This window comes from Achromobacter deleyi, assembly GCF_013116765.2.
Taxonomy (GTDB): Bacteria; Pseudomonadota; Gammaproteobacteria; order Burkholderiales; family Burkholderiaceae_B; genus Achromobacter; species Achromobacter deleyi_A.
Genome location: NZ_CP074375.1, coordinates 3,195,136 through 3,215,767, shown reverse-complemented (window position 1 = coordinate 3,215,767; position 20,632 = coordinate 3,195,136). Strand labels below are relative to the sequence as shown.

Here is a 20,632-nt window from a genome sequence, read left to right as displayed (position 1 = left end):
GCGCCGCACTGCAACGCGGCTCAACTCGAATCCTGAAAATTTCAGATATTCGATTGGCTCTTACATTTATCTCAGCAGGACACTAGCAAGCCGCTAGTATTCCTATATGTTGCCATATGAAACATTGTTAGTGGCGCGCTATGGCGTGTTTTTCTACTCAGATTGCTGAAATCGTCATTTGACTGAGGCATTTGTGCAAGTTCGCTTTCGACCAAAAATTGTCGACGCTATGCAGATATCGTTTCCGCAGGGAAAGTCCGGATGCACACGGTCTTCAGGCCGCCTTCTGCCCGTATTACAGTGAGTTACTATTTATGCTGGTTGTTGCGGTGACACGCGCCAACGACGTTTCATTACATATCGAAGGGCCGTGGAATGGTTAACGAGTGGAGCCCCAGTCTTTGGGGGCGGTATCTCACTGGGTCACCAGATTGGGTGTTGCGCATCCAAGATGCGCAGTTTCAATTGACCATCACTGGTCAAATTTACCGGGTCAACATAGAAGAAGAAACGGCCTACCGCTTTACTCGCGGATATTTCTGGTCGGACTTTACTCTGCACCCAGGGCGTCCTAGCGAGCTGAGGGTCGACGGTCTCCCCAATGGTGAGATGGAAACGTTGAACGCAGCGCGCGATGCGGCGTTGGCGCAAAAGCGCTTACGCGAAGACGTTGCCTTTCTCCAGCAGGCCCAGGCTGAGATGGAAGCTTGGCTGCGCGACAAATCGGCACGAGAAAGCACCGCCCGCGAAGCGCGGCGCTGGTTCACCTCCGAGACGCAGCGTGAACTTGAAAGAGTTCGTCCAGCCGTAGACTTGCAAGCCATCAACCGACGCTTGAAGAAACACGAGGTGCAGGCTCGGTTTGGGCATGTCGTTCAGTCAGTGTCTGCAACGCTGGCACATTGGGCGGAGGACCATCGAGCTGCTTGGAGCGCATTCAATGAGCAGCATACGATATCCGAGCTGGAGCTCTGCAAAAGCCTATTCGACACCGTTGAAAGCAAACCTCTGACGGAAGAGCAAGCAAGAGCCGTAATCTGCTTTGACAATCGCGTGCAAACCGTGGCGTCTGCTGGGTCCGGGAAGACGTCAACAATGGTGGCGAAGGCCGCTTATGCTGTGCACCGTGGCTTTGTGCTACCGAGCCAAATCGTCATGCTTGCATTCAATAAGTCGGCAGCGGAAGAGCTCGCAGAGCGGGCTCATCGGTCGTTTGAGCGCCTAGGTATGCAAGGTGTTTCGGTCGAAACTGCTACGTTCCACTCGTTAGGTCTAAACATCATCGGCAAGGCTACAGGAGAAAAGCCAGATGTTCCCGAGTGGGCAACCGACGCCATCGCGGGATGCCAGAAGCTCACCGATATTGTCGACCAGCTCAAGGACAGCGACCCATCTTTTCGGACCAAATGGGACCTCTTTCGATTTGTTTTTGGGAGAGACCTGCCGAAGTTCGGAAGTGGTAGCTCCGCCGACGTATGGGATGCTGAGGGTACCGGCCGGACGTTGACTGTCGATGGCAAACGAGTGCGCAGCCAAGAAGAGGCGACTATAGCGAATTGGCTGTTCTATAACGGAGTGGAGTACCAGTACGAGAGCCACTACAAGTTCAAGACTGCGGATTCAGAGCATCGGCAATACCGGCCTGATTTCTACTATCCGGGGATAGACCTCTACCACGAGCATTTCGCCCTCGACGAGCAGGGCAATGCGCCTCCCCATTTTGCTGATTATGTGTCCGGGGTGGAGTGGAAGCGACGACTACACAGCGAGCGCGGGACTTCGCTAGTTGAAACTACGTCGCACCAAATCCGCGTCGGTGCAGCCTTCACACACTTGGAGCACGAACTTACGAGCCGTGGGATTGCACTCGACCCTAACCCTGACCGGAAAATTCCGCTGGGTGGGAAGGCGCCGATGACGCCTTCCGACCTGATAGGTCTAGTGCGCACGTTCATTTCTCATGTCAAGAGCAATTCGTTGACGATGGAGGCACTGCGTGCACTTCTTGATTTGATGCCCCAGGATTGCTTCAAATTCCGGCATCAGATGTTCTTGGACCTCATCGAACCTGTTATCAAGGCGTGGGATGCTGCACTGCGTGCAGAGGGTGGAATCGACTTCGAGGATATGCTGAATCTTGCTGCTGCGTACTTGGAGAACGACCGGTACGTCGCACCATACGAGTTAGTGATGGCGGACGAGTTCCAGGATGCTTCGCGCGCACGGGCGAGGCTGTGCCGCGCGTTGGTGAAGCGGCCAGGCCGATTCCTCTTTGCCGTCGGTGATGACTGGCAGTCTATCAACAGATTTGCGGGCGCCGACGTTTCGGTTATGACCGGATTTCGTGAATGGTTTAGAGATGGAAAAATTCTTAAACTCGAGCAGACGTTTCGCTGTCCGCAAGCGCTGTGTGATGCGTCCAGTCAGTTCGTATCAAAAAACCCGGCTCAGCTTGGCAAGAGGGTGACTTCGAAGACTCCGGCATCGGGCCCCGTTCTCCAGGCGATTCAGGTCGATGATAAGAATGAGCTGATGGATGCCGTTCACGAGTTCCTCAGCAACCTAGGTCGGGCCGTTCAAGATGGGGTGGTTCCGCCTGGCCGAGACGGAAAGGTGTCAGTCTATATTTTGGGCCGCTACAGGGCGGAAAAGCAGTATATGCCTGCTCGTTCGACACCCTTCTTGAAGTGGTTAGACGTGTCGTTTCACACGATTCATCGGTCGAAGGGCGGTGAAGCGGACTACGTCATCCTTCCAGAAATGCTCAGCGTAATGCGCGGGAGAAGTTTTCCGAGCACGCGTGAGGATGACCCCGTCCTTGCGTTGGCAATGCCAGCAGGCGACTCCTATCCTCTGGGCGAAGAGCGCCGCTTGTTCTATGTTGCCTTGACGCGGGCGCGGCGCGGGGTGGCTATGTTCACGGTTCGAGGTAAACGGTCGACCTTTCTCGAAGAACTGAGAGCAGATGGGGCCGTTGCGGTTACTAATGCGCGCTACGAGGTGATTGAGGAGCGTAACTGCCCCGCATGTAAACAAGGTGTATTAGTGACGAGGGCGGGCCGTTACGGTGACTTCCTCGCATGCTCCAACTTTCCTTCCTGCAAGTACAAACCGAATGGGGTTGAGGAGGCTTCGGTAGCCCAAGTCGCGTCATTGAGTCAGCCAAAAATGAAGTTTTCCGCTATCGGCCTCGCGCAGACGCCCCGTCCTCCCTTGAATGATATTGGTACGGTTTTATCTTTGCTGCAAGACCAGTTGGCGAAGCAGAAAGCAGTTGCTACAAGCTCTCTTGGTCAAGCGAATACACTAGGCCCGCCTAAGGCCAAAACTGCGACGGGGGGCGGGAGGGCACATTAGTAGTTAGGACGCCGTCGCGCAGTCTTGACAAGCTTGGTGGCGCACGCGTGCATCAGGCCGGACAGCCGACACCTTCGCCCGGAATCTTCCAGAAAATCAATGGAGCCTTACGAGCAGTGAGCGACGGAGTGGAAGCTGTAAGCAAATCGGTTGGTCGAGCGAGAGCGTTGCAGGAAGCGACTTCGAAACTCGAGCTCAGTCTCTATTCGGAAAGGCTATTACTCGAAGGAACTCTAGCCAGGGCCAAGTCTGAGCTTGAACTTGCCATAAAGCTCCAAGATGCTCAATTTCGAGCAGCCTATGAGGAACTGGAGGCATTGGTCGGTCGAGATGAGGGCGAAGATGCGAAGGTTGAGGGTCCATAAGCTACCGTTGTTCGAGCGCGGAACGCCTCATTCGGACCCTGAGGTAGACATGGCGATTCAGGCTAAGTTCGATAGCCTGCGACTTCAGCGGTAATCCCCCCATTTTTAGCGATTGCCAGAAGTAGGAACACTACGCGGCCATGGCCAACCGCTGTTTGGGGGTAAATCCGCCCAGAGCCATATTTGGGCGCTCGTGATTGTAGGACCACATCCACTGCGTGGCCACGCGCTGTACGTGGTCCAGATCGTCCCAGTGATATTGAGACAGCCATTCGTAGCGCACGGTCCTGTTGAACCGTTCGACGTAGGCATTCTGCTGCGGCTTGCCCGGCTGGATGTATTCGAGCTTTATGCTCCATGCCCCGGCCCACTCGACAATTGCCGCGCTCAGGTATTCGGGGCCGTTATCGCACCGAATGGCTAAGGGCTTGCCCCGCCAGCCGATGATCTGCTTGAGCGTACGGATCACGCGCTCGGATGGCAGCGAGAAGTCAACCTCAATGCCCAGCGCCTCGCGGTTGAAGTCGTCAATCACGTTGAACACGCGGATGCTGCGCCCATCGGCAAGCTGGTCATGCATGAAGTCCATCGACCATACCTGGTTCACGTTGGTGGGCACGGTCAGTGGCTCAGGCGTCTGCCGTATCAGCCGTTTGCGCGGCTTGATACGCAGGTTCAGCTCGAGCTCTCGATAGATCCGGTACACGCGCTTATGGTTCCAGCCGAAGCCTCGAACATTGCGCAGATACAGGAAACACAGACCAAAGCCCCAGTTGCGGTGGTTGTCGGTCAGACGTAGCAGCCAGTTGGCGATCTCCTCGTTCTCAGCGTCCGCCTTGGCGACATACCGATAGCAAGTCTGACTGATGCTGAACGCCTCGCAGGCCATCCGGATCGATACGCCGCGATCCTGCACTGCACGTTGGGCCATCTCGTGGCGGCGAGATGGCCTCACCACTTTTTTTCTAGCGCCTCCGTCACGATCTCGGCCTTGAGCTTCTCCTCGACGTACATCTTGCGCAGCCGGGCGTTCTCGGCCTCCAGCTCCTTCATGCGCGCCATCAGCGATACGTCCATGCCGCCGTACTTGGAACGCCACTTGTAGAACGTAGCCGAGCTGATGCCCAGCTCTCGGCACAGATCAGGAACAGCAAGGCCAGCCTCCACGCGCTTGATGGCTTCAATGATCTGGCTATCCGTAAATCTCGACTTCTTCATGCGGTAGAACTCCTCAACGAGAAAATTCTACTTCTGACCTCATCGCTTTTGCGGGGGGATTACCCACCCAGCTACTCGCAATAAAAAAAGGCGCTCCATTTCGGAGCGCCTTTTTTGCGGCCAAACTTTCTATTATTGCCATATTTTTTCGACAAGCCAAAATTTGGCAATTCGTGAAATTAAGCATAAGAAGGCATTACTGCCAACTTATGCTTAACTCCACAGTTCAGCTGACAGCGCTGAAAAGTGTTTTGGTGGAGCCGGGGGGAATTGAACCCCCGTCCGCAAGCCCTCTGCAATCAGTTCTACATGCGTAGTCGATTTATTTAGTTTTAACTTTGGACTTAGCCAACCGACAGGCCGGACCAAAGCGATTCACGTAATTTAAATCTGAGCCGTGTGACCCCAGCGCAGACCGATTCCTTGTGAATGTCGCTGCTGTGGTTCGAGGGTTACCCCCCTAGGAAGTTGCCTTCCTCCACCTGACCCAAGGACAGATCAGTGCAGCGGCTCACCGCTTAAGCGGCGAGAGCGAAACGCTCGTCGTTGGCGTTTGTAGTGTTTCCAGTGGTTTAACGAGCGAACTGGTGCTCGGCATGCCCTGAGTTGTTTCGCGACCCACGTCGAATCCGGATCGGCCCCAAGAACTTCTATTGTACTGGTAAACGCAATAGCCTGCTGTGTTGTGCGCGCCAGACAGTCCTGGCGTGGCGCGGGCGACACAAGCGGCGGTCAGGCCGCATTGGCGCAGGCGGCCTTGTCTTGCCGGTTCGGGCGCGAGGCGGCCATCATCAACAGGGCCAGGCCCACCGAAATCGCAACAATGACGGCTGCCGCCCACCCCAGCGAGGCCAGGCCATAGTTGTCGATCACATGCCCGCCCACCACGGCGCCCAGCCCGATGCCGATATTGGCGCCCGAGATGTTCAGGGACGCGGCAAAGGCCGGCGCTTCCGGCGCGGACTTCATCAGGCGCACGTGGCACACGATGAACAGCGCCGCTTGCGCGATTCCCCAGAGGCCCAGCGCGACGGCGAGCAGGCCATGCGACTGCATGACGGGTGCGACGAACACCAGCCCAGCCGCCATCAGCGACGAGAACAGGGCGGTTGCGCCCAGCGGGCTGCGGTCCACCAGGCGGCCGCCCAGGGTATTGCCGACCAGCCCGACGGCACCAAAAGCCATCATTGTCCAGCCGACGGTCTCGCCGTTGAACCCGGCAAGGCGCTCCAGCATGTCCGCCAGGTAGGTATAGGCGGTGAACATGCCGGTGAACACCAGCAAGGACAGCACCACGTGCCCGACCACCATCGGGTTGCGCAGGATGCGCAATTGCGTGACGAGCCGGACGCTGTTGGCGCGGATGCGGGTGCTGGGGAAGGTGATCAACAGCAGTAACGCCTTGGCGAACGCCACTGCCGACAGGACCCAGAAGGCCGCGCGCCAGCCGAATGCATCCGAAATCAGCACCCCGATGGGAATGCCGAACACGGTGGCCGCGACAATGCCAAACGCCACCATCGATATGGCGCGGCCGGCGCGCGCCGGCCCGACCAGCTCCACCGCGGTGGCGCTGGCCAGGGACCAGAATACCGGCAGGGCCAGGGCTGGCACGAATCGGGCAATCGCCATGATCCAGATGTTGGGCGCGACGGCCGCCAGGGCATTGGAAAGGCCGAACAGCACCAGTACCCCGATGAACAGGCGCTTGCGCTCCATGTTTGCCATCAGGGCAGTCAGAAGAGGGCCGGTCGCGGCGACGGTGAAAGCAAACAGGGTCACCAGCAGGCCAGCCTGGGAGACGGTGACATTCAGGTCGCGGGCCAGGCCTGGAAGCAGCCCTACGATCAGGAACTCGGTTGTCAGGATGGTGAAGCCGGCGGCGGATAGAAGCAGAATAGGCAAAAGCATAGGCATTCCTCTGGCGCGATGCCGGAAGGCAGCACGCGGGCAGGGCAGTGTGGGGCGAACTAAAAAGGTCGGGTGTGCGCCGCGGCAAGGGAACGGGCGCGGTGCGAGAGGGCGGAAGGCCGTCAGCGCGGACATCTGTCGCTGCGGCAGGCTGGGGCCACAACGCCGGCATCAGCCGGAAGGCAATCGGGGAACACCCCGAGCGCCATGCATGGTTCACACTTTAAGGGACTTGGGCGTCAGGATAAAGCGTCTGAACCCGGATAGATTGTTCGGCCAATTTCACTAATAGGCGCGAACAATCGTAAAGACAGCGACGGGCCGACTGGTGGCGGCCCGTCTTGCGTCTCAGCGCAGGTCGCTGGGCAGCAGCGGCTGGATGGCGGACCAGAGGTCGGCCGGAGTGCTGGCGCAGGTTTCCGCTTCCCAGGTGGTGATGTTGTCGTCTTCACCCACGTAGCCATAGGCCGCCGCGACGGCGGGCATGCCCGCGGCGTGCGCGGCCTGGATGTCGCGCAAGTCATCTCCGACATAGACGCAGCGGTCCGTCGCGAACCCGGCTTCACGCGCGGCATGCTGCAACGGCAGCGGATGGGGCTTGGCATGGGCGGTGGTGTCGCCGCAAACGAGCACGGCGCTGTCGCGCGTCAAATCCAGGAACTCGACGATAGGCAGGGTCAGGTAGGTGACTTTATTGGTGACGATACCCCAGGACAGCCCCCGGCTGCGGATATCGGCCAGCAGTTCCTCGATGCCGGGAAACAGCTTGCTGTGGACCGTGGAGCTGGCTGCGTAGTCTTCCAGGAACTGCAGGCGCGTCGGTTCGTAGTCCGGGTCGCCGGGCTTGAGATCCAGCGCCACGCGCAGCAGGCCGCGGGCGCCCTGCGAGGCGACGGGGCGCAGCGCCTCGTACGGCAGCGGTTCCAGGCCGCGGCGCGTGCGCTGGCGGTTGGCCGCGGCTGCCAGGTCGGGGGCGGTGTCGGCCAGCGTGCCGTCGAAATCGAACAGAATCAGAGCGCTCATTTGCGGGTAGCCATCAGGTAGTTGACCGAGGTGTCGGACGACAGCGTGTATATCTGGGTAATGGGGTTGTATTCCATGCCGCGCATCCCCACCGGTTCCAGGCCGGCGCCACGGGCCGCCGCGGACAGTTCGCTGGGCTTGATGAACTGGTCGTAGGTGTGGGTGCCGCGCGGCAGGAGGCGCAGCACATATTCCGCGCCCACAATCGCGAACAGGAAGGACTTCGCGTTGCGGTTCAGCGTGGAAAAGAAGACCCAGCCTCCCGGTTTGGTCAGGGCGGAGCAGGCGCGCACGATCGAAGCCGGGTCCGGAACGTGCTCCAGCATTTCCATGCAGGTCACCACGTCGTACTGGCCAGGCTGTTCAGCCGCCAATTCTTCCACCGGTACCTTGCGGTACTCCACCTTCACGCCCGATTCCAGGCCGTGCAGGCGCGCTATCTTCAGGGATTTGTCCGCCAGATCGATGCCGGTCACCTCGGCGCCGCTGCGGGCCATGGCCTCCGACAGGATGCCGCCGCCGCAGCCCACGTCCAGCACCTTCTTGCCACCCAGGCTGCCCGCGCATTCCTGGATCCATTCCAGCCGGAGCGGATTGATCGCATGCAGCGGCTTGAACTCGCTTTCAGGATCCCACCAGCGGCTGGCCAGGGCGCTGAACTTGTCGAGTTCGGCCTGGTCGGCGTTGACGGAGGCTTGCGGGGTGTCGTGAGTTTGCGTGGTCATGGGCGGTCCAGCGAAAGGCGACTCTATATATAGAGGGGGTCCAGCGCGCTAGGCGAGGAACGGCGCGTGATCATGCACCGGATAGGTGCATGGCAGGCGAAAAAAAGGGCCTCGCTATGCGAGGCCCTTTATTGTAGCTAGTCCGGCAATTACTTGCGGCTACCCACGATTTCGATCTCAACGCGACGGTTCTGGGCACGGCCCTCTTTCGTCTTGTTGGAAGCGATCGGCTGCAGCTTACCCTTGCCTTCCGTGTAGATACGGTTCGGGTCGATACCCTTGCTGACCAGGTAGGCCTTGACCGAAGCGGCGCGGCGCTCGGACAGCTTCTGGTTGTAGGCTTCGGTACCGATCGAGTCGGTGTGGCCAACAGCAATGATGGTTTCCAGCTCGATACCGCGAACTTGCTGGGCGACTTGGTTCAGCAGCTGACGGCCTTCGGGCTTCAGGACGGACTTGTCGAAGTCGAAGAACGTGTCAGCATTGAACACGACCTTTGCCGCCATCGGGGCCGGCTTCGCCTTCTGTTGTGCAACCGGGACACCGTCGCAACCGGGGATACCGGTAGCAGGGGTCCAGAAAGCATCGCGCCAGCACAGTTCGTTCGTGCCGTTTTTCCAAACGTCACCGAACGGGTTGCGCCAGTTGTCCACGGTTTGCGCGGAAGCTACACCAGAGGCCGTGACGGCGGCGAAGGCGAGCGCCAGAGCGAATTTGGAGGGTTTGTTCATGTTTCTCCTCGTTGAGCTTGAAGCTGGATAAGTGACTCGCAGCGAACCCCCGCCGCATATCAGGAAAACGGGGCCAGTATAGCAACGCCAAGAGCTGGTTCAAAGGAATAGCTACTGGGTTTCCTGCGTGCTGGAAACAATCTTAAGGCATTTGGGGTGCTTTGGCTTCCCTGGACAGGCGCATTAACGCTGGATATGACGTTTTCGGCGCTCCATCGGTTTTCCATGTTGGTTTTTGACAACAAGCCCACGGGGCGCGGGTGCGCGCGGCGGGGGGCGTCCCCAGGTTACCCGGTCCGAGCCGCTGTCGCGCCGCTTCCCGCAGCCCGCCAGACCGGGCTCCCATTCGAATGATAGAATTTCCTGTTTACCCGGCCCGGGTTCCTCCTTACACGATTCTGTCGTTATATATATGGATTCCTTTGCCAAGGAGACGCTTCCGGTATCGCTGGAAGAAGAGATGCGCCGCAGTTACCTCGATTACGCAATGAGCGTGATCGTTGGGCGGGCGCTACCGGATGTGCGGGACGGGCTCAAGCCCGTCCACCGGCGCGTGCTCTACGCGATGCACGAGCTGAACAACGACTGGAACCGCGCTTACAAGAAGTCGGCGCGTATTGTCGGGGACGTCATCGGTAAGTACCACCCCCACGGCGACCAGTCCGTTTATGACACCATCGTCCGCATGGCGCAGGATTTCTCCATGCGCTACATGCTGGTCGACGGCCAGGGCAACTTCGGCTCGATCGACGGCGATAACGCCGCTGCGATGCGCTATACCGAAATCCGCCTGGCCAAGATCGCCCATGAACTGCTGGCCGACATCGACCAGGAGACGGTGGACTTCGGCCCCAACTACGACGGCAGCGAACAAGAACCGCTGCTGTTGCCGTCGCGCCTGCCCAACCTGCTGGTCAACGGCAGCTCCGGCATCGCGGTGGGCATGGCCACCAACATTCCGCCGCACAACCTCCAGGAAGTGGTCGACGGCTGCCTGTACTGCCTGCGCAATCCGGCTTGCACGGTCGATGAGCTGATCGAGCTCATCCCGGCGCCCGATTTTCCCACCGGCGGCATCATTTACGGCATGTCGGGCGTGCGCGAAGGCTACCGCACCGGTCGCGGCCGCGTCATCATGCGCGCCAAGACCCACTTCGAAGACATGGAGAAGGGCAATCGCCAGGCGATCGTGATCGACGCGATTCCCTACCAGGTCAACAAGAAGACGCTGCAGGAACGCATTGCCGAGCTCGTCAACGACAAGAAGATCGAAGGCATCTCCGATATTCGTGACGAGTCCGACAAGGACGGCATGCGCCTGGTCATCGAGCTCAAGCGCGGCGAGGTTCCCGAGGTTGTCCTGAACAATCTCTACAAGAACACGCAGCTGCAAGACACCTTCGGGATGAACCTGGTGGCGCTGGTCGATGGCCAGCCCCGCCTGCTCAACCTGAAGCAGATGATCGACTACTTCCTGCAGCATCGCCGCGAAGTGGTCACGCGCCGCACGGTGTTTCAGCTGCGCAAGGCCCGCGAACGCGGCCATGTGCTGGAAGGCCTGGCCGTCGCGCTGGCCAACATCGACGATTTCATCGCGATCATCAAGGCGGCGCCGACGCCTCCCGTGGCCCGCCAGGAATTGATGGCGAAGTCGTGGGATTCGTCGCTGGTGCGCGAAATGCTGTCGCGCGCCGACGGCGATACGCCGGGAGGCCGCTCGGCCTTCCGTCCGGACGACCTGGGCATCGAGTTCGGCCTCCAGGGCGACGGCATGTACCGCCTGAGCGACACGCAGGCTCAGGAAATCCTGAACATGCGCCTGCAACGCCTGACCGGGCTGGAGCAGGACAAGATCGTCGGCGAATACAAGGACATCATGTCCACGATCGCCGACCTGCTCGACATCCTGGCCCGTCCCGAGCGCATCACGTCCATCATCAGCGAAGAGCTGCAAGCCATCAAGGCCGAATTCTCGACCAGCGCGAAGGACTCGCGCCGCTCGGAAATCGAGCTGAACGCGACCGAGCTCGACACCGAAGACCTGATCACGCCCACCGACATGGTCGTGACCCTGTCGCATGGCGGCTATATCAAGAGCCAGCCCTTGTCCGAGTACCGCTCGCAAAAGCGCGGCGGACGCGGCAAGCAGGCCACGGCGATGAAGGAAAACGACTGGATCGACCAGTTGTTCATCGCCAATACGCACGACTTCCTGCTGTGCTTCTCGAACCGCGGCCGCGTGTACTGGCTGAAGGTCTGGGAAGTGCCGCAAGGCACGCGCAATTCCCGCGGCAAGCCCATCGTGAACATGTTCCCGCTGGCTGACGGCGAGAAGATCACGGTCGTGCTGCCGGTCAAGGAATTCAGCGAAGATCACTACGTCTTCATGGCGACCTCGCGCGGCACGGTCAAGAAGACCCCGCTGTCCGACTTCTCCAACCCGCGCAAGGCCGGCATCATCGCCGTCGACCTTGACGATGGCGACTACCTGATCGGCGCCGACCTGACCGACGGCAAGCACGACGTCATGCTGTTCTCGGATGCCGGCAAGGCCGTGCGCTTCGACGAAAACGACGTGCGTCCGATGGGCCGCAATGCCCGCGGCGTGCGCGGCATGATGCTCGAAGAGACGCAGACCGTCATTGCGCTGCTCGTGGCCGGCGACGAAACGCAGACCGTGCTGACAGCCACCGAAAATGGCTACGGCAAGCGTACTCCGATCGCCGAGTACACGCGCCATGGCCGCGGCACGAAGGGCATGATCGCCATCCAGACCACCTCGCGCAACGGCAAGGTGGTGGGCGCGGTGCTGGTCATGCCTGCCGACGAAATCATGCTGATCACCACTGGTGGCGTCCTGGTGCGCACCCGTGTCGCGGAAATCCGCGAAATGGGCCGCGCAACGCAAGGCGTCACGCTCATCAACGTTGACGACGGCAGTACGCTGTCGGGCGTGCGCCGTGTCGTGGAAAGCGATGCGGATGATGACGGCGAACTGGACGAAGACGGCCAGGAAGCCAGTGGCGACGACAGCAACGACGCAGCGGATTCGACGGAACCTACGGAGCAATAATGGCCCGCCCCTGGAACTTCTCGGCAGGCCCCTCGGCCTTGCCCGAGGTGGTGCTGCAGCAAGCCGCTGCAGAAATGCTGGACTGGCACGGCAGCGGCATGTCCGTGATGGAAATGAGCCATCGCGGCAAGCATTTCGTGCAGATCTGCGATGAAGCCGAATCGGACCTGCGCGAGCTGCTGGGCTTGCCGGCGGACTACGCCGTCATGTTCATGCAAGGCGGAGGTTCCGGGGAGAACGCCATCGTTCCCATGAATCTCATGGGACGCCGCGGCACGCCGGCTGCCGACTTCGTCGTGACGGGCCATTGGTCCAAGCGTTCGTACAAGGAAGCCGGCCGCTACGGCAGCACCCATCTGGCCGCCAGCAGCGAGCAAGCTGCCCAGCTGGATGGGCGCGAGCAGGGGCCGTTGACCTGGGTGCCGCCTGCCGATACCTGGCAGGTGCGCAAGGAATCGGCCTACCTGCATCTTTGCAGCAATGAAACCATCGGCGGCGTCGAGTTCCTGGACTGGCCCGATACCGCCGCGCTGGGCGCGCCCGACGTGCCGCTGGTCGTCGACGCGTCCTCGCATTTCCTGTCGCGTCCGATGGACGTGACACGCTGCGGCATGATGTATGCCGGCGCGCAGAAGAACGCTGGCCCGGCAGGCGTGACCATGGTCATCGCGCGTCGCGACCTGATCGGCCACGCCTTGCCTATCTGCCCGTCCGCCTTCGACTACGCCAACGTGGCCGCCGAGCACTCCCGCTACAACACGCCGCCCACCTTCGCGATCTACGTCGCGGGCCTGGTGTTCAAGTGGGTGAAGGCCAATGGCGGCGTGGCGGGCATGGAAGCCGCCAACAAGGCCAAGGCTGATCTGCTGTACGGCTACCTGGACAGCTCCGGCTTCTATCGCAATCCCATCCACGCGCCGGTGCGTTCACGCATGAACGTGCCGTTCGTACTGCGCGACGAGTCGCTCAACGATGCCTTCCTGCAAGGCGCGGAGGCGGCCGGCCTGACGCAGTTGAAGGGCCACAAGAGCGTGGGCGGCATGCGCGCCTCCATCTACAACGCCGTGCCCCTCGCAGGGGTGGCGGCGCTGGTCGAGTATCTGAAGGAATTCGAGCGCCGCCATGGATGAAGACCTGCAGCGCAAGCTGCTCCCCTTGCGCGCCCGCATCGACGCGCTGGATGCGCAAATCCTTGACCTCCTGTCGCAGCGCGCCCGCGCCGCGCTGGAAGTGGGCGAGGCCAAGCACGCAGCCCAGGCCGATGGCCCGGTGCTGCGTCCCGAGCGCGAAGCCGAAGTGATCCGGCGCCTGCAGCAAATCAACCCGGGCCCGTTTCCGAACGCGGGCGTGGCGTCGGTCTGGACCGAGATCATCTCGGCCTGCCGTGGCCTGGAACGCGGCATGACAGTTGCTTTCCTGGGGCCGCAGGGCTCGTTCTCGGAGCAGGCCGCGCTGGAGCATTTCGGGCACGCGGTGCAGAAGCTGCCCTGTGCGTCGTTCGACGAGGTTTTCCGGGCCGTCGAGGCCGGTCAGGCCGACGTGGGAATGGTGCCCGTGGAGAATTCCACCGAAGGCGCCGTCAACCGCAGTCTGGACCTGCTGCTCAATACCCCGCTGAAGATCCTCGGCGAGCGGTCGCTTGTCATCCGCCATTGCCTGATGTCGCAGTCGGGCAGCATGGACGGCATCAAGACCATTTCCGCGCATCCGCAGGCGCTGGCCCAGTGCCAGGGCTGGCTGACGCGCAACTACCCCGAGGTGGAACGCGTGGCTGCGTCCAGCAACTCGGAAGCGGCGCGCGCCGCCGCGGGCGACGCGAGCATCGCGGCGATCGCCGGCGACGTGGCTGCCCCCGCCTGGAACCTGGAGATCATCGCCGCCGGGATCCAGGACGATCCGCACAACCGTACCCGTTTTCTGGCGATCGGCGGCATCGAGCCGCTGGTCAGCGGCAAGGACAAGACCAGCCTGATCCTGGCCGTGCCGAACCGCGCGGGCGCGGTTTATGAAATGCTGGCGCCGCTGGCCGCCAACGGCGTGTCGATGACGCGCTTTGAATCGCGGCCCGCGCGCACCGGCCAATGGGAATACTATTTCTACGTCGATGTCCTGGGTCATCGCAACGACCCGAACGTCGAGCGCGCCCTGGCCACCTTGCAGGCGCAGGTCGCCTATCTGAAAGTGCTGGGCTCCTACCCGGCGCAGTGACACTCCACACCATGACCACCGCATCCAAGCCCCTCGTAGCTCCCGCGCACGTCAGTGCCATCGCTCCCTATCAGGCGGGCAAGCCGATTGAAGAACTGGCCCGCGAGTTCGGGCTGGATCCGGCCACCATCGTCAAGCTGGCCTCCAATGAAAACCCGCTGGGCATGCCCAAGTCGGCGCGCGAGGCCATGCTGGCGGCCGCCGAGTCGCTGGCGCGCTATCCCGATCCCAACGGCTTTGACCTGAAGTCGGCGCTGGCCGAGCGCTATGGCGTGCCGATGAACTGGATCACGCTGGGCAACGGTTCCAACGACATCCTGGAAATCGCCGCGCTCGCGCTGCTGGAGCCGGGCTCGTCGGCGGTGTATGCGCAGCATTCGTTCGCGGTCTATCGCCTGGCCACGCAGGCGCGCGGCGCGCGCCACATCGTGGTGCCGGCGCAGGACTATGGTCATGATCTGGACGCAATGTTCGACGCGATTGCCGACGACACGCGCCTCGTGTTCATCGCCAATCCGAACAACCCGACGGGCACCTTCGTGCCGGGCGACAAGGTTGCCGCCTTCCTGGAACGTGTGCATGCCACGCATGGCGACCGGGTCACGGTCGTGCTGGATGAGGCCTATAACGAATACCTCGATCCGGAGTTCCGCTTTGACAGCACCGCGCTGGTGCGCCGCTATCCGAACCTGATCGTCTCGCGCACCTTCTCCAAGGCCTACGGCCTGGCCGGCCTGCGCGTGGGCTTCTCGGTTGCGCAACCGGCCCTGACCGACCTGCTGAACCGCGTGCGTCAGCCGTTCAATGTCAACACGCTGGCGCAGGCCGCCGCGATCGCCGCCCTGGGCGACGCAGCCTACCTTGAGGAAGCGTACGCCTCCAACAAGGCCGGCAAGGCGCAGCTCTGCGCCGCGTTCGACCGGCTGAAGCTGCGCTACGTCCCGAGCTACGGCAATTTCGTGCTGGTCCATGTGGGCGATGCGCCGCGGATCAACCTCGAACTGCTCAAGCGCGGCGTCATCGTGCGCCCGGTGGCCGGCGACGGGCTGCCGGAATGGCTGCGCGTGTCTATCGGCCTGCCGCAAGAGAACACCCGCTTCATCGACGCCCTGACTGCCATCCTGTCCGAATGAACGACGCGTTACCTTCTTCCGATCAGGGGGCCGCGGGCCCCCTGATTCCTGTATTGGCTGTTGTCGGCGTCGGTCTGATCGGCGGGTCCTTTGCCGCGGCGTTGCGCCAGGCGGGACAGGTGGGCCGGGTGCTGGGGGTGGGGCGCAACGCGCAATCCCTGGCGCGTGCCGTCGACTTGGGTTTGATCGACGAGGCGGTCACGGCCGAAGAGGCCGCGGCAAGGGCCGATCTGATCCTGCTGGCCACGCCGGTGGGCGGCCTCAAGGACGTACTGTCGCGGATGCTGCCCCGGCTGGCCGAGGGCGCGGTCCTGACCGACGCGGGCAGCACGAAGGCCGAAGTGGTAGAGGCCGCGCGCGCCGCGCTGGGCGGCCGCATCGGACAATTCGTGCCCGGTCATCCCATCGCGGGCGCGGAGCGTACCGGCCCGGAGGCCGCCGACGCGAGCCTGTACCGCAAGCGAGCGGTCATCCTGACGCCGCTGCCCGAGAACGGCGCGCGGTCCCTGGATCTGGTGCGCCGCGCCTGGGAGGCCTGCGGGGCGGACGTGATCGACATGGACGCCGATGCGCACGATCGCGTGCTGGCGTCGGTGAGCCATCTGCCGCACCTGCTGTCGGCGGTTTACATGGAACAAGTGGCCACGGCCGCCGACGCCAGGACCCGCCTGGACCTGGCGGGCAGCGGCTTTCGCGACTTCACCCGCATCGCCGCCGGTTCGCCGGAGATGTGGCGCGATATCTTTCTGTCCAACCGCGAAGCAATGCTGGCCGAACTGGCCGGCGTGCGCAGCGTGCTGGATCGTGCCGAGCGCGCCATCGCCGATGGCGACGGCGAGGCTTTGCTGACGCTGCTGGATACGGCGGCCCGCGCGCGCCGCAACTGGCGCAAGGAGTAGCTGACATGGGCGCTTTGCCTTATCTGGACCTGCCGCGCGTGCGGCGTGCGCAGGGCGTGATTGCCCTGCCGGGTTCCAAGAGCATTTCCAATCGTGTTCTGCTGCTGTCGGCAATCGCCGAGGGCAGCACGGTCATCACCGGCCTGCTGGACTCCGACGATACGCGCGTCATGCTGGGCGCCTTGCGCCAGCTTGGTGTGCAGGTGTCCGAGCTGGACGCGGGCCGCGTCACGGTGCAGGGTGTACGCCGCTTCCCGGTGGAAAGCGCCGACCTGTTCATGGGCAATGCCGGCACCGCGATCCGCCCGCTGACCGCCGCGCTGGCCCTGATGGGCGGCGACTACCGCCTGTCGGGCGTGCCGCGCATGCACGAGCGCCCCATCGGCGACCTGGTCGATGCCCTGAACGCGCTCGGCGCGCGCATCGACTACCTGGGGCAATCGGGCTATCCGCCGCTGCATATCGGCCGTGGCGAGATCGCTGACGACGCCGTGACGCGGGTGCAGGGTTCGGTGTCCAGCCAGTTCCTGACCGCCTTGCTGCTGGCGGCGCCGCTGCAGGCGGGCCGCAGCGGCAAGCCCGTGACCATCGAGGTGTTGGGCGAGCTCATTTCCAAGCCGTACATCGAGATCACGCTGAACCTGATGGCGCGCTTTGGTGTGCAGGTGCGGCGCGACGGCTGGAGCCGCTTCGTCATCGACGCCGGGGCGGCCTATCGCAGCCCGGGCCAGATCGCGGTGGAAGGGGACGCATCAACGGCTTCGTATTTCCTGGCGCTGGGTGCGATCGGCGGCGGCCCCTTGCGGGTGACCGGCGTGGGCGCCGACAGCATCCAGGGCGATGTTGCGTTCGCCGGCACGCTGGCGGACATGGGCGCCCAGGTGACTTACGGCCCGGACTGGATCGAGGTTTCCGGGGCGCGAGTCGCCGGGGGCGAGCGCCTGAAGGCCTTCGACACGGATTTCAACCTGATTCCCGACGCCGCCATGACGGCCGCCGCGCTGGCTCTGTACGCCGACGGCCCTTGCCGGTTGCGCAATATCGGCAGTTGGCGCGTCAAGGAAACGGACCGTATCCACGCGATGCAGACCGAGCTGGAAAAGCTGGGCGCGCAAGTGGAATCGGGGCCGGATTGGCTGCGCGTGACGCCGCCCGCCCAGGATGGGTGGCGCGATGCGCACATCGGCACCTGGGACGACCACAGGATGGCAATGTGCTTTTCGCTGGCGGCCTTCGGGCCGTCGGCGGTCCGTATTCTTGACCCGGGCTGCGTCAGCAAGACGTTCCCGGGTTACTTTGATGTCTACGCGGGCCTGGTTGCGGCCTAGCGCTAAATTGCTCATGACTTTGACAGCTTCGACTCTTTCTTCCCAGGCTCCGGTCATCACGATCGACGGCCCCACCGCGTCCGGCAAGGGCACCGTGGCCCATCGCGTCGCCAAGGCGCTGGGCTGGGCGGTGCTGGACAGCGGCGCGCTGTATCGCCTGACTGCCTTGGCCGCCATCAATCACGGGGTGGCGGCAGAGGACGAGGCTGGCGTGGCCCGCACGGCTGAAACGCTGGATGTGCGTTTCGAGGGTCCCCATGTCTACCTGGAAGGCGCCGATGTCGGCCACGACATCCGCCGCGAGGAAGTGGGCAATTTCGCTTCCCGGGTGGCCGCTTTTCCCGGTGTGCGCCAGGCGCTCCTCGAGCGCCAGCGCGCTTTCCGGCTGCCGCCGGGACTGGTCGCGGACGGCCGAGACATGGGCACGGTGGTGTTCCCCGATGCGTCCCTCAAGGTGTTCCTGGTCGCCGATGTCGTCGCCCGGGCGGAGAGGCGCCGTAAGCAGTTGATCGAAAAGGGAATTTCTGCTAATCTAGATGACCTTCTGCGGGATATGCGCGAGCGAGACGCCCGCGATACCGGTCGCGCTACCGCGCCGCTGGCTCCCGCAGCAGACGCACACGTGCTGGATTCGTCTGATTTGACGATTGCAGAGACGGTGCAGGCAATATTGGATTTCTGGCAAAAGTCGCAGGCGAAGTAGGGTTGGTTCGGTCATTGAGACCATACAGAAACCCGACTGAAGCCGACCGAGCCCACACCGGAATCCGGCGGGGCATTGCTCCAACACTGATTTTTTGATTAGGCCCTGCACTAGCCAGGCGACACCCCCACGGGCCACCCCGCAAGGGTAAGCCGGCAGGCAGGTATTTTGACTCCACTGTGGCGGGCAATCCGCTGCGGTGTGTTCTTAACGGCCATTTCGGCCCAATGGATTTCAACCCCATGTCTTCCGTTTCCACTACCGCCACCGGCGGCGAAAGCTTCGCCGACCTTTTCGCACAAAGCCTCAAGAGCCAGGACATGAAGTCCGGCGAGGTCATCAGCGCCGAAGTCGTGCGCGTCGACCATAATTTCGTCGTCGTCAACGCCGGCCTGAAGTCCGAAGCGCTGATCCCCCTGGAAGAGTTCCTGAACGACCAGGGCGAGCTCGAAGTGCAACCCGGCGATTTCGTCTCGGTGGCCATCGATTCCCTGGAAAACGGCTACGGCGACACCATCCTGTCGCGTGACCGCGCCAAGCGTCTGTCGGCCTGGCTGCAGCTGGAAAAGGCCCTGGAAAACGGCGAACTGGTTACCGGCACCATCACCGGCAAGGTGAAGGGCGGCCTGACCGTCATGACCAACGGCATCCGCGCGTTCCTGCCGGGTTCGCTGGTGGACCTGCGTCCGGTCAAGGACACCACCCCGTACGAAGGCAAGACCCTCGAATTCAAGGTCATCAAGCTCGACCGCAAGCGCAACAACGTTGTGCTGTCGCGTCGCCAGGTGCTGGAAGCCAGCATGGGCGAAGAGCGTCAAAAGCTGCTCGAAACCCTGCACGAAGGTGCTGTGGTCAAGGGCGTGGTCAAGAACATCACCGACTACGGCGCGTTCGTTGACCTGGGCGGTATCGACGGCCTGCTGCACATCACCGACATGGCCTGGCGCCGTGTGCGTCACCCCTCCGAAGTCCTGCAAGTGGGTCAGGAAGTCGAAGCCAAGGTCCTCAAGTTCGACCAGGAAAAGAGCCGCGTCTCGCTGGGCGTCAAGCAACTGGGCGAAGATCCGTGGGTGGGCCTGGCTCGCCGCTACCCGCAAGGCACCCGCCTGTTCGGCAAGGTCACGAACCTGACCGACTACGGCGCGTTCGTTGAAGTCGAAGCCGGCATCGAAGGCCTGGTTCACGTCTCCGAAATGGACTGGACCAACAAGAACGTCGACCCGCGCAAGGTTGTTACCCTGGGCGAAGAAGTCGAAGTCATGGTCCTGGAAATCGACGAAGACCGTCGTCGCATTTCGCTGGGCATGAAGCAGTGCCGTCAGAACCCGTGGGAAGAGTTCGCCACGAACTTCAAGCGCGGCGACAAGGTCCGCGGCGCCATCAAGTCGATCACCGACTTCGGCGTGTTCGTCGGTCTGCCCGGCGGCATCGATGGCCTGGTTCACCTGTCCGACCTGTCGTGGACGGAAACCGGCGAAGAAGCCGTGCGCAACTTCAAGAAGGGCGACGAGATCGAAGCCGTGGTTCTGGGCATCGATACCGACAAGGAACGCATCTCGCTGGGCATCAAGCAGCTGGAAGGCGACCCCTTCAACAACTTCGTCGCCACGTTTGACAAGGGCGCAGTCGTTCCGGGCACCATCAAGTCCGTTGAAGCCAAGGGCGCTGTCGTCACGCTGTCCGTGGACGTTGAAGGCTACCTGCGCGCTTCCGAGATCTCCTCGGGCCGCGTTGAAGATGCCACCACCGTTCTGACCGCTGGCGAGAACATCGAAGCCATGATCGTCAACATCGACCGCAAGACGCGTTCGATCCAGCTGTCGATCAAGGCCCGTGACAACGCCGAAACCGCCGACACGATCCAGCGCATGTCCGACGCCAGCGCTTCGTCCGGCACCACCAACCTCGGCGCGCTGCTGAAGGCCAAGCTGGACCAACAGCGCAACGACGGTTAATTC

The 20,632-nt window shown here is 62.2% G+C and carries 14 protein-coding genes and 1 other RNA gene; 9 read left to right on the top strand and 6 right to left on the bottom strand.

From position 1 onward, the window contains the following. Positions 1–375: 375 nt before the first annotated feature. Positions 376–3,357: a UvrD-helicase domain-containing protein gene (locus HLG70_RS14455; protein WP_171664120.1), complete on the top strand. Its 2,982-nt coding sequence runs from the start codon at positions 376–378 to the stop codon at positions 3,355–3,357. Positions 3,358–3,852: 495 nt separating this feature from the next. Here the strand turns inward: HLG70_RS14455 and HLG70_RS14450 are convergent. The 6 genes from HLG70_RS14450 to ompA all read right to left on the bottom strand — a co-directional run bounded on the left by HLG70_RS14450 (position 3,853) and on the right by ompA (position 9,330). Further along, a protein-coding gene (locus HLG70_RS14450; protein WP_213697179.1) for an IS3 family transposase occupies positions 3,853–4,940 on the bottom strand; the annotation gives its coding sequence in 2 pieces (ribosomal slippage) (positions 3,853–4,688 and positions 4,688–4,940; 1,089 coding nt in all). Positions 4,941–5,192: 252 nt separating this feature from the next. Next, positions 5,193–5,582: a transfer-messenger RNA gene (gene ssrA / locus HLG70_RS14445) on the bottom strand. Positions 5,583–5,672: 90 nt separating this feature from the next. Further along, positions 5,673–6,851 carry an MFS transporter gene (locus HLG70_RS14440; protein ID WP_171663408.1) on the bottom strand — a complete coding sequence of 393 codons (1,179 nt, stop codon included), beginning with the start codon at positions 6,849–6,851 and terminating at the stop codon, positions 5,673–5,675. 348 nt (positions 6,852–7,199) lie between these two features. Then, complete coding sequence (locus HLG70_RS14435) at positions 7,200–7,874, bottom strand: HAD-IA family hydrolase (RefSeq protein WP_171663407.1); 675 nt, start codon at positions 7,872–7,874, stop codon at positions 7,200–7,202. Further along, positions 7,871–8,599: a bifunctional 2-polyprenyl-6-hydroxyphenol methylase/3-demethylubiquinol 3-O-methyltransferase UbiG gene (ubiG, locus tag HLG70_RS14430; protein WP_171663406.1), complete on the bottom strand. Its 729-nt coding sequence runs from the start codon at positions 8,597–8,599 to the stop codon at positions 7,871–7,873. The genes HLG70_RS14435 and ubiG overlap by 4 nt, the downstream gene beginning before the upstream one ends. Before the next feature lie 149 nt (positions 8,600–8,748). After that, on the bottom strand, positions 8,749–9,330 hold the full coding sequence (gene ompA, locus HLG70_RS14425; RefSeq protein ID WP_171663405.1) for an outer membrane protein OmpA: 582 nt from the start codon (positions 9,328–9,330) through the stop codon (positions 8,749–8,751). Positions 9,331–9,742: 412 nt separating this feature from the next. On the opposite strand from ompA, the gene gyrA reads away from it, so the two are divergent. The 8 genes from gyrA to rpsA all read left to right on the top strand — a co-directional run bounded on the left by gyrA (position 9,743) and on the right by rpsA (position 20,629). After that, positions 9,743–12,403: a DNA gyrase subunit A gene (gyrA, locus tag HLG70_RS14420; RefSeq protein ID WP_171663404.1), complete on the top strand. Its 2,661-nt coding sequence runs from the start codon at positions 9,743–9,745 to the stop codon at positions 12,401–12,403. Continuing rightward, a complete protein-coding gene (gene serC / locus HLG70_RS14415; protein WP_171663403.1) occupies positions 12,403–13,533 on the top strand; it encodes a 3-phosphoserine/phosphohydroxythreonine transaminase in 1,131 nt (376 codons plus the stop codon). Before gyrA ends, serC begins: the two co-directional genes overlap by 1 nt. Further along, on the top strand, positions 13,526–14,611 hold the full coding sequence (gene pheA / locus HLG70_RS14410; protein ID WP_171663402.1) for a prephenate dehydratase: 1,086 nt from the start codon (positions 13,526–13,528) through the stop codon (positions 14,609–14,611). Before serC ends, pheA begins: the two co-directional genes overlap by 8 nt. 11 nt (positions 14,612–14,622) lie before the next feature. Continuing rightward, entirely contained in the window at positions 14,623–15,744 is a 1,122-nt protein-coding gene (hisC, locus tag HLG70_RS14405; RefSeq protein ID WP_171663401.1) for a histidinol-phosphate transaminase, read from the top strand. Beyond that, positions 15,741–16,643, top strand: a complete 903-nt coding sequence (locus HLG70_RS14400) for a prephenate dehydrogenase (RefSeq protein WP_171663400.1) — start codon at positions 15,741–15,743, stop codon at positions 16,641–16,643. The genes hisC and HLG70_RS14400 overlap by 4 nt, the downstream gene beginning before the upstream one ends. A 5-nt stretch (positions 16,644–16,648) precedes the next feature. Continuing rightward, the gene (gene aroA / locus HLG70_RS14395; protein WP_171663399.1) at positions 16,649–17,971 is read left to right on the top strand and encodes a 3-phosphoshikimate 1-carboxyvinyltransferase; all 1,323 of its coding nucleotides are present in this window, start codon (positions 16,649–16,651) and stop codon (positions 17,969–17,971) included. 13 nt (positions 17,972–17,984) lie between these two features. Beyond that, positions 17,985–18,674, top strand: a complete 690-nt coding sequence (gene cmk, locus HLG70_RS14390; protein WP_171663398.1) for a (d)CMP kinase — start codon at positions 17,985–17,987, stop codon at positions 18,672–18,674. 242 nt (positions 18,675–18,916) lie between these two features. Then, positions 18,917–20,629 (top strand): 30S ribosomal protein S1, encoded by a 1,713-nt coding sequence (rpsA, locus tag HLG70_RS14385; protein ID WP_171663397.1) that lies wholly within the window; start codon positions 18,917–18,919, stop codon positions 20,627–20,629. Positions 20,630–20,632 lie beyond the last annotated feature (3 nt).

What these genes read in the sequence shown, in the direction of transcription:
- HLG70_RS14455 (WP_171664120.1), top strand. Translation starts at nt 376, where the DNA reads ATGGTTAACGAGTGGAGCCCCAGTCTTTGGGGGCGGTATCTCACTGGG.
- HLG70_RS14440 (WP_171663408.1), bottom strand. Translation starts at nt 6,851, where the DNA reads ATGCTTTTGCCTATTCTGCTTCTATCCGCCGCCGGCTTCACCATCCTG.
- HLG70_RS14435 (WP_171663407.1), bottom strand. Translation starts at nt 7,874, where the DNA reads ATGAGCGCTCTGATTCTGTTCGATTTCGACGGCACGCTGGCCGACACC.
- ubiG (WP_171663406.1), bottom strand. Translation starts at nt 8,599, where the DNA reads ATGACCACGCAAACTCACGACACCCCGCAAGCCTCCGTCAACGCCGAC.
- ompA (WP_171663405.1), bottom strand. Translation starts at nt 9,330, where the DNA reads ATGAACAAACCCTCCAAATTCGCTCTGGCGCTCGCCTTCGCCGCCGTC.
- gyrA (WP_171663404.1), top strand. Translation starts at nt 9,743, where the DNA reads ATGGATTCCTTTGCCAAGGAGACGCTTCCGGTATCGCTGGAAGAAGAG.
- serC (WP_171663403.1), top strand. Translation starts at nt 12,403, where the DNA reads ATGGCCCGCCCCTGGAACTTCTCGGCAGGCCCCTCGGCCTTGCCCGAG.
- pheA (WP_171663402.1), top strand. Translation starts at nt 13,526, where the DNA reads ATGGATGAAGACCTGCAGCGCAAGCTGCTCCCCTTGCGCGCCCGCATC.
- hisC (WP_171663401.1), top strand. Translation starts at nt 14,623, where the DNA reads ATGACCACCGCATCCAAGCCCCTCGTAGCTCCCGCGCACGTCAGTGCC.
- HLG70_RS14400 (WP_171663400.1), top strand. Translation starts at nt 15,741, where the DNA reads ATGAACGACGCGTTACCTTCTTCCGATCAGGGGGCCGCGGGCCCCCTG.
- aroA (WP_171663399.1), top strand. Translation starts at nt 16,649, where the DNA reads ATGGGCGCTTTGCCTTATCTGGACCTGCCGCGCGTGCGGCGTGCGCAG.
- cmk (WP_171663398.1), top strand. Translation starts at nt 17,985, where the DNA reads ATGACTTTGACAGCTTCGACTCTTTCTTCCCAGGCTCCGGTCATCACG.
- rpsA (WP_171663397.1), top strand. Translation starts at nt 18,917, where the DNA reads ATGTCTTCCGTTTCCACTACCGCCACCGGCGGCGAAAGCTTCGCCGAC.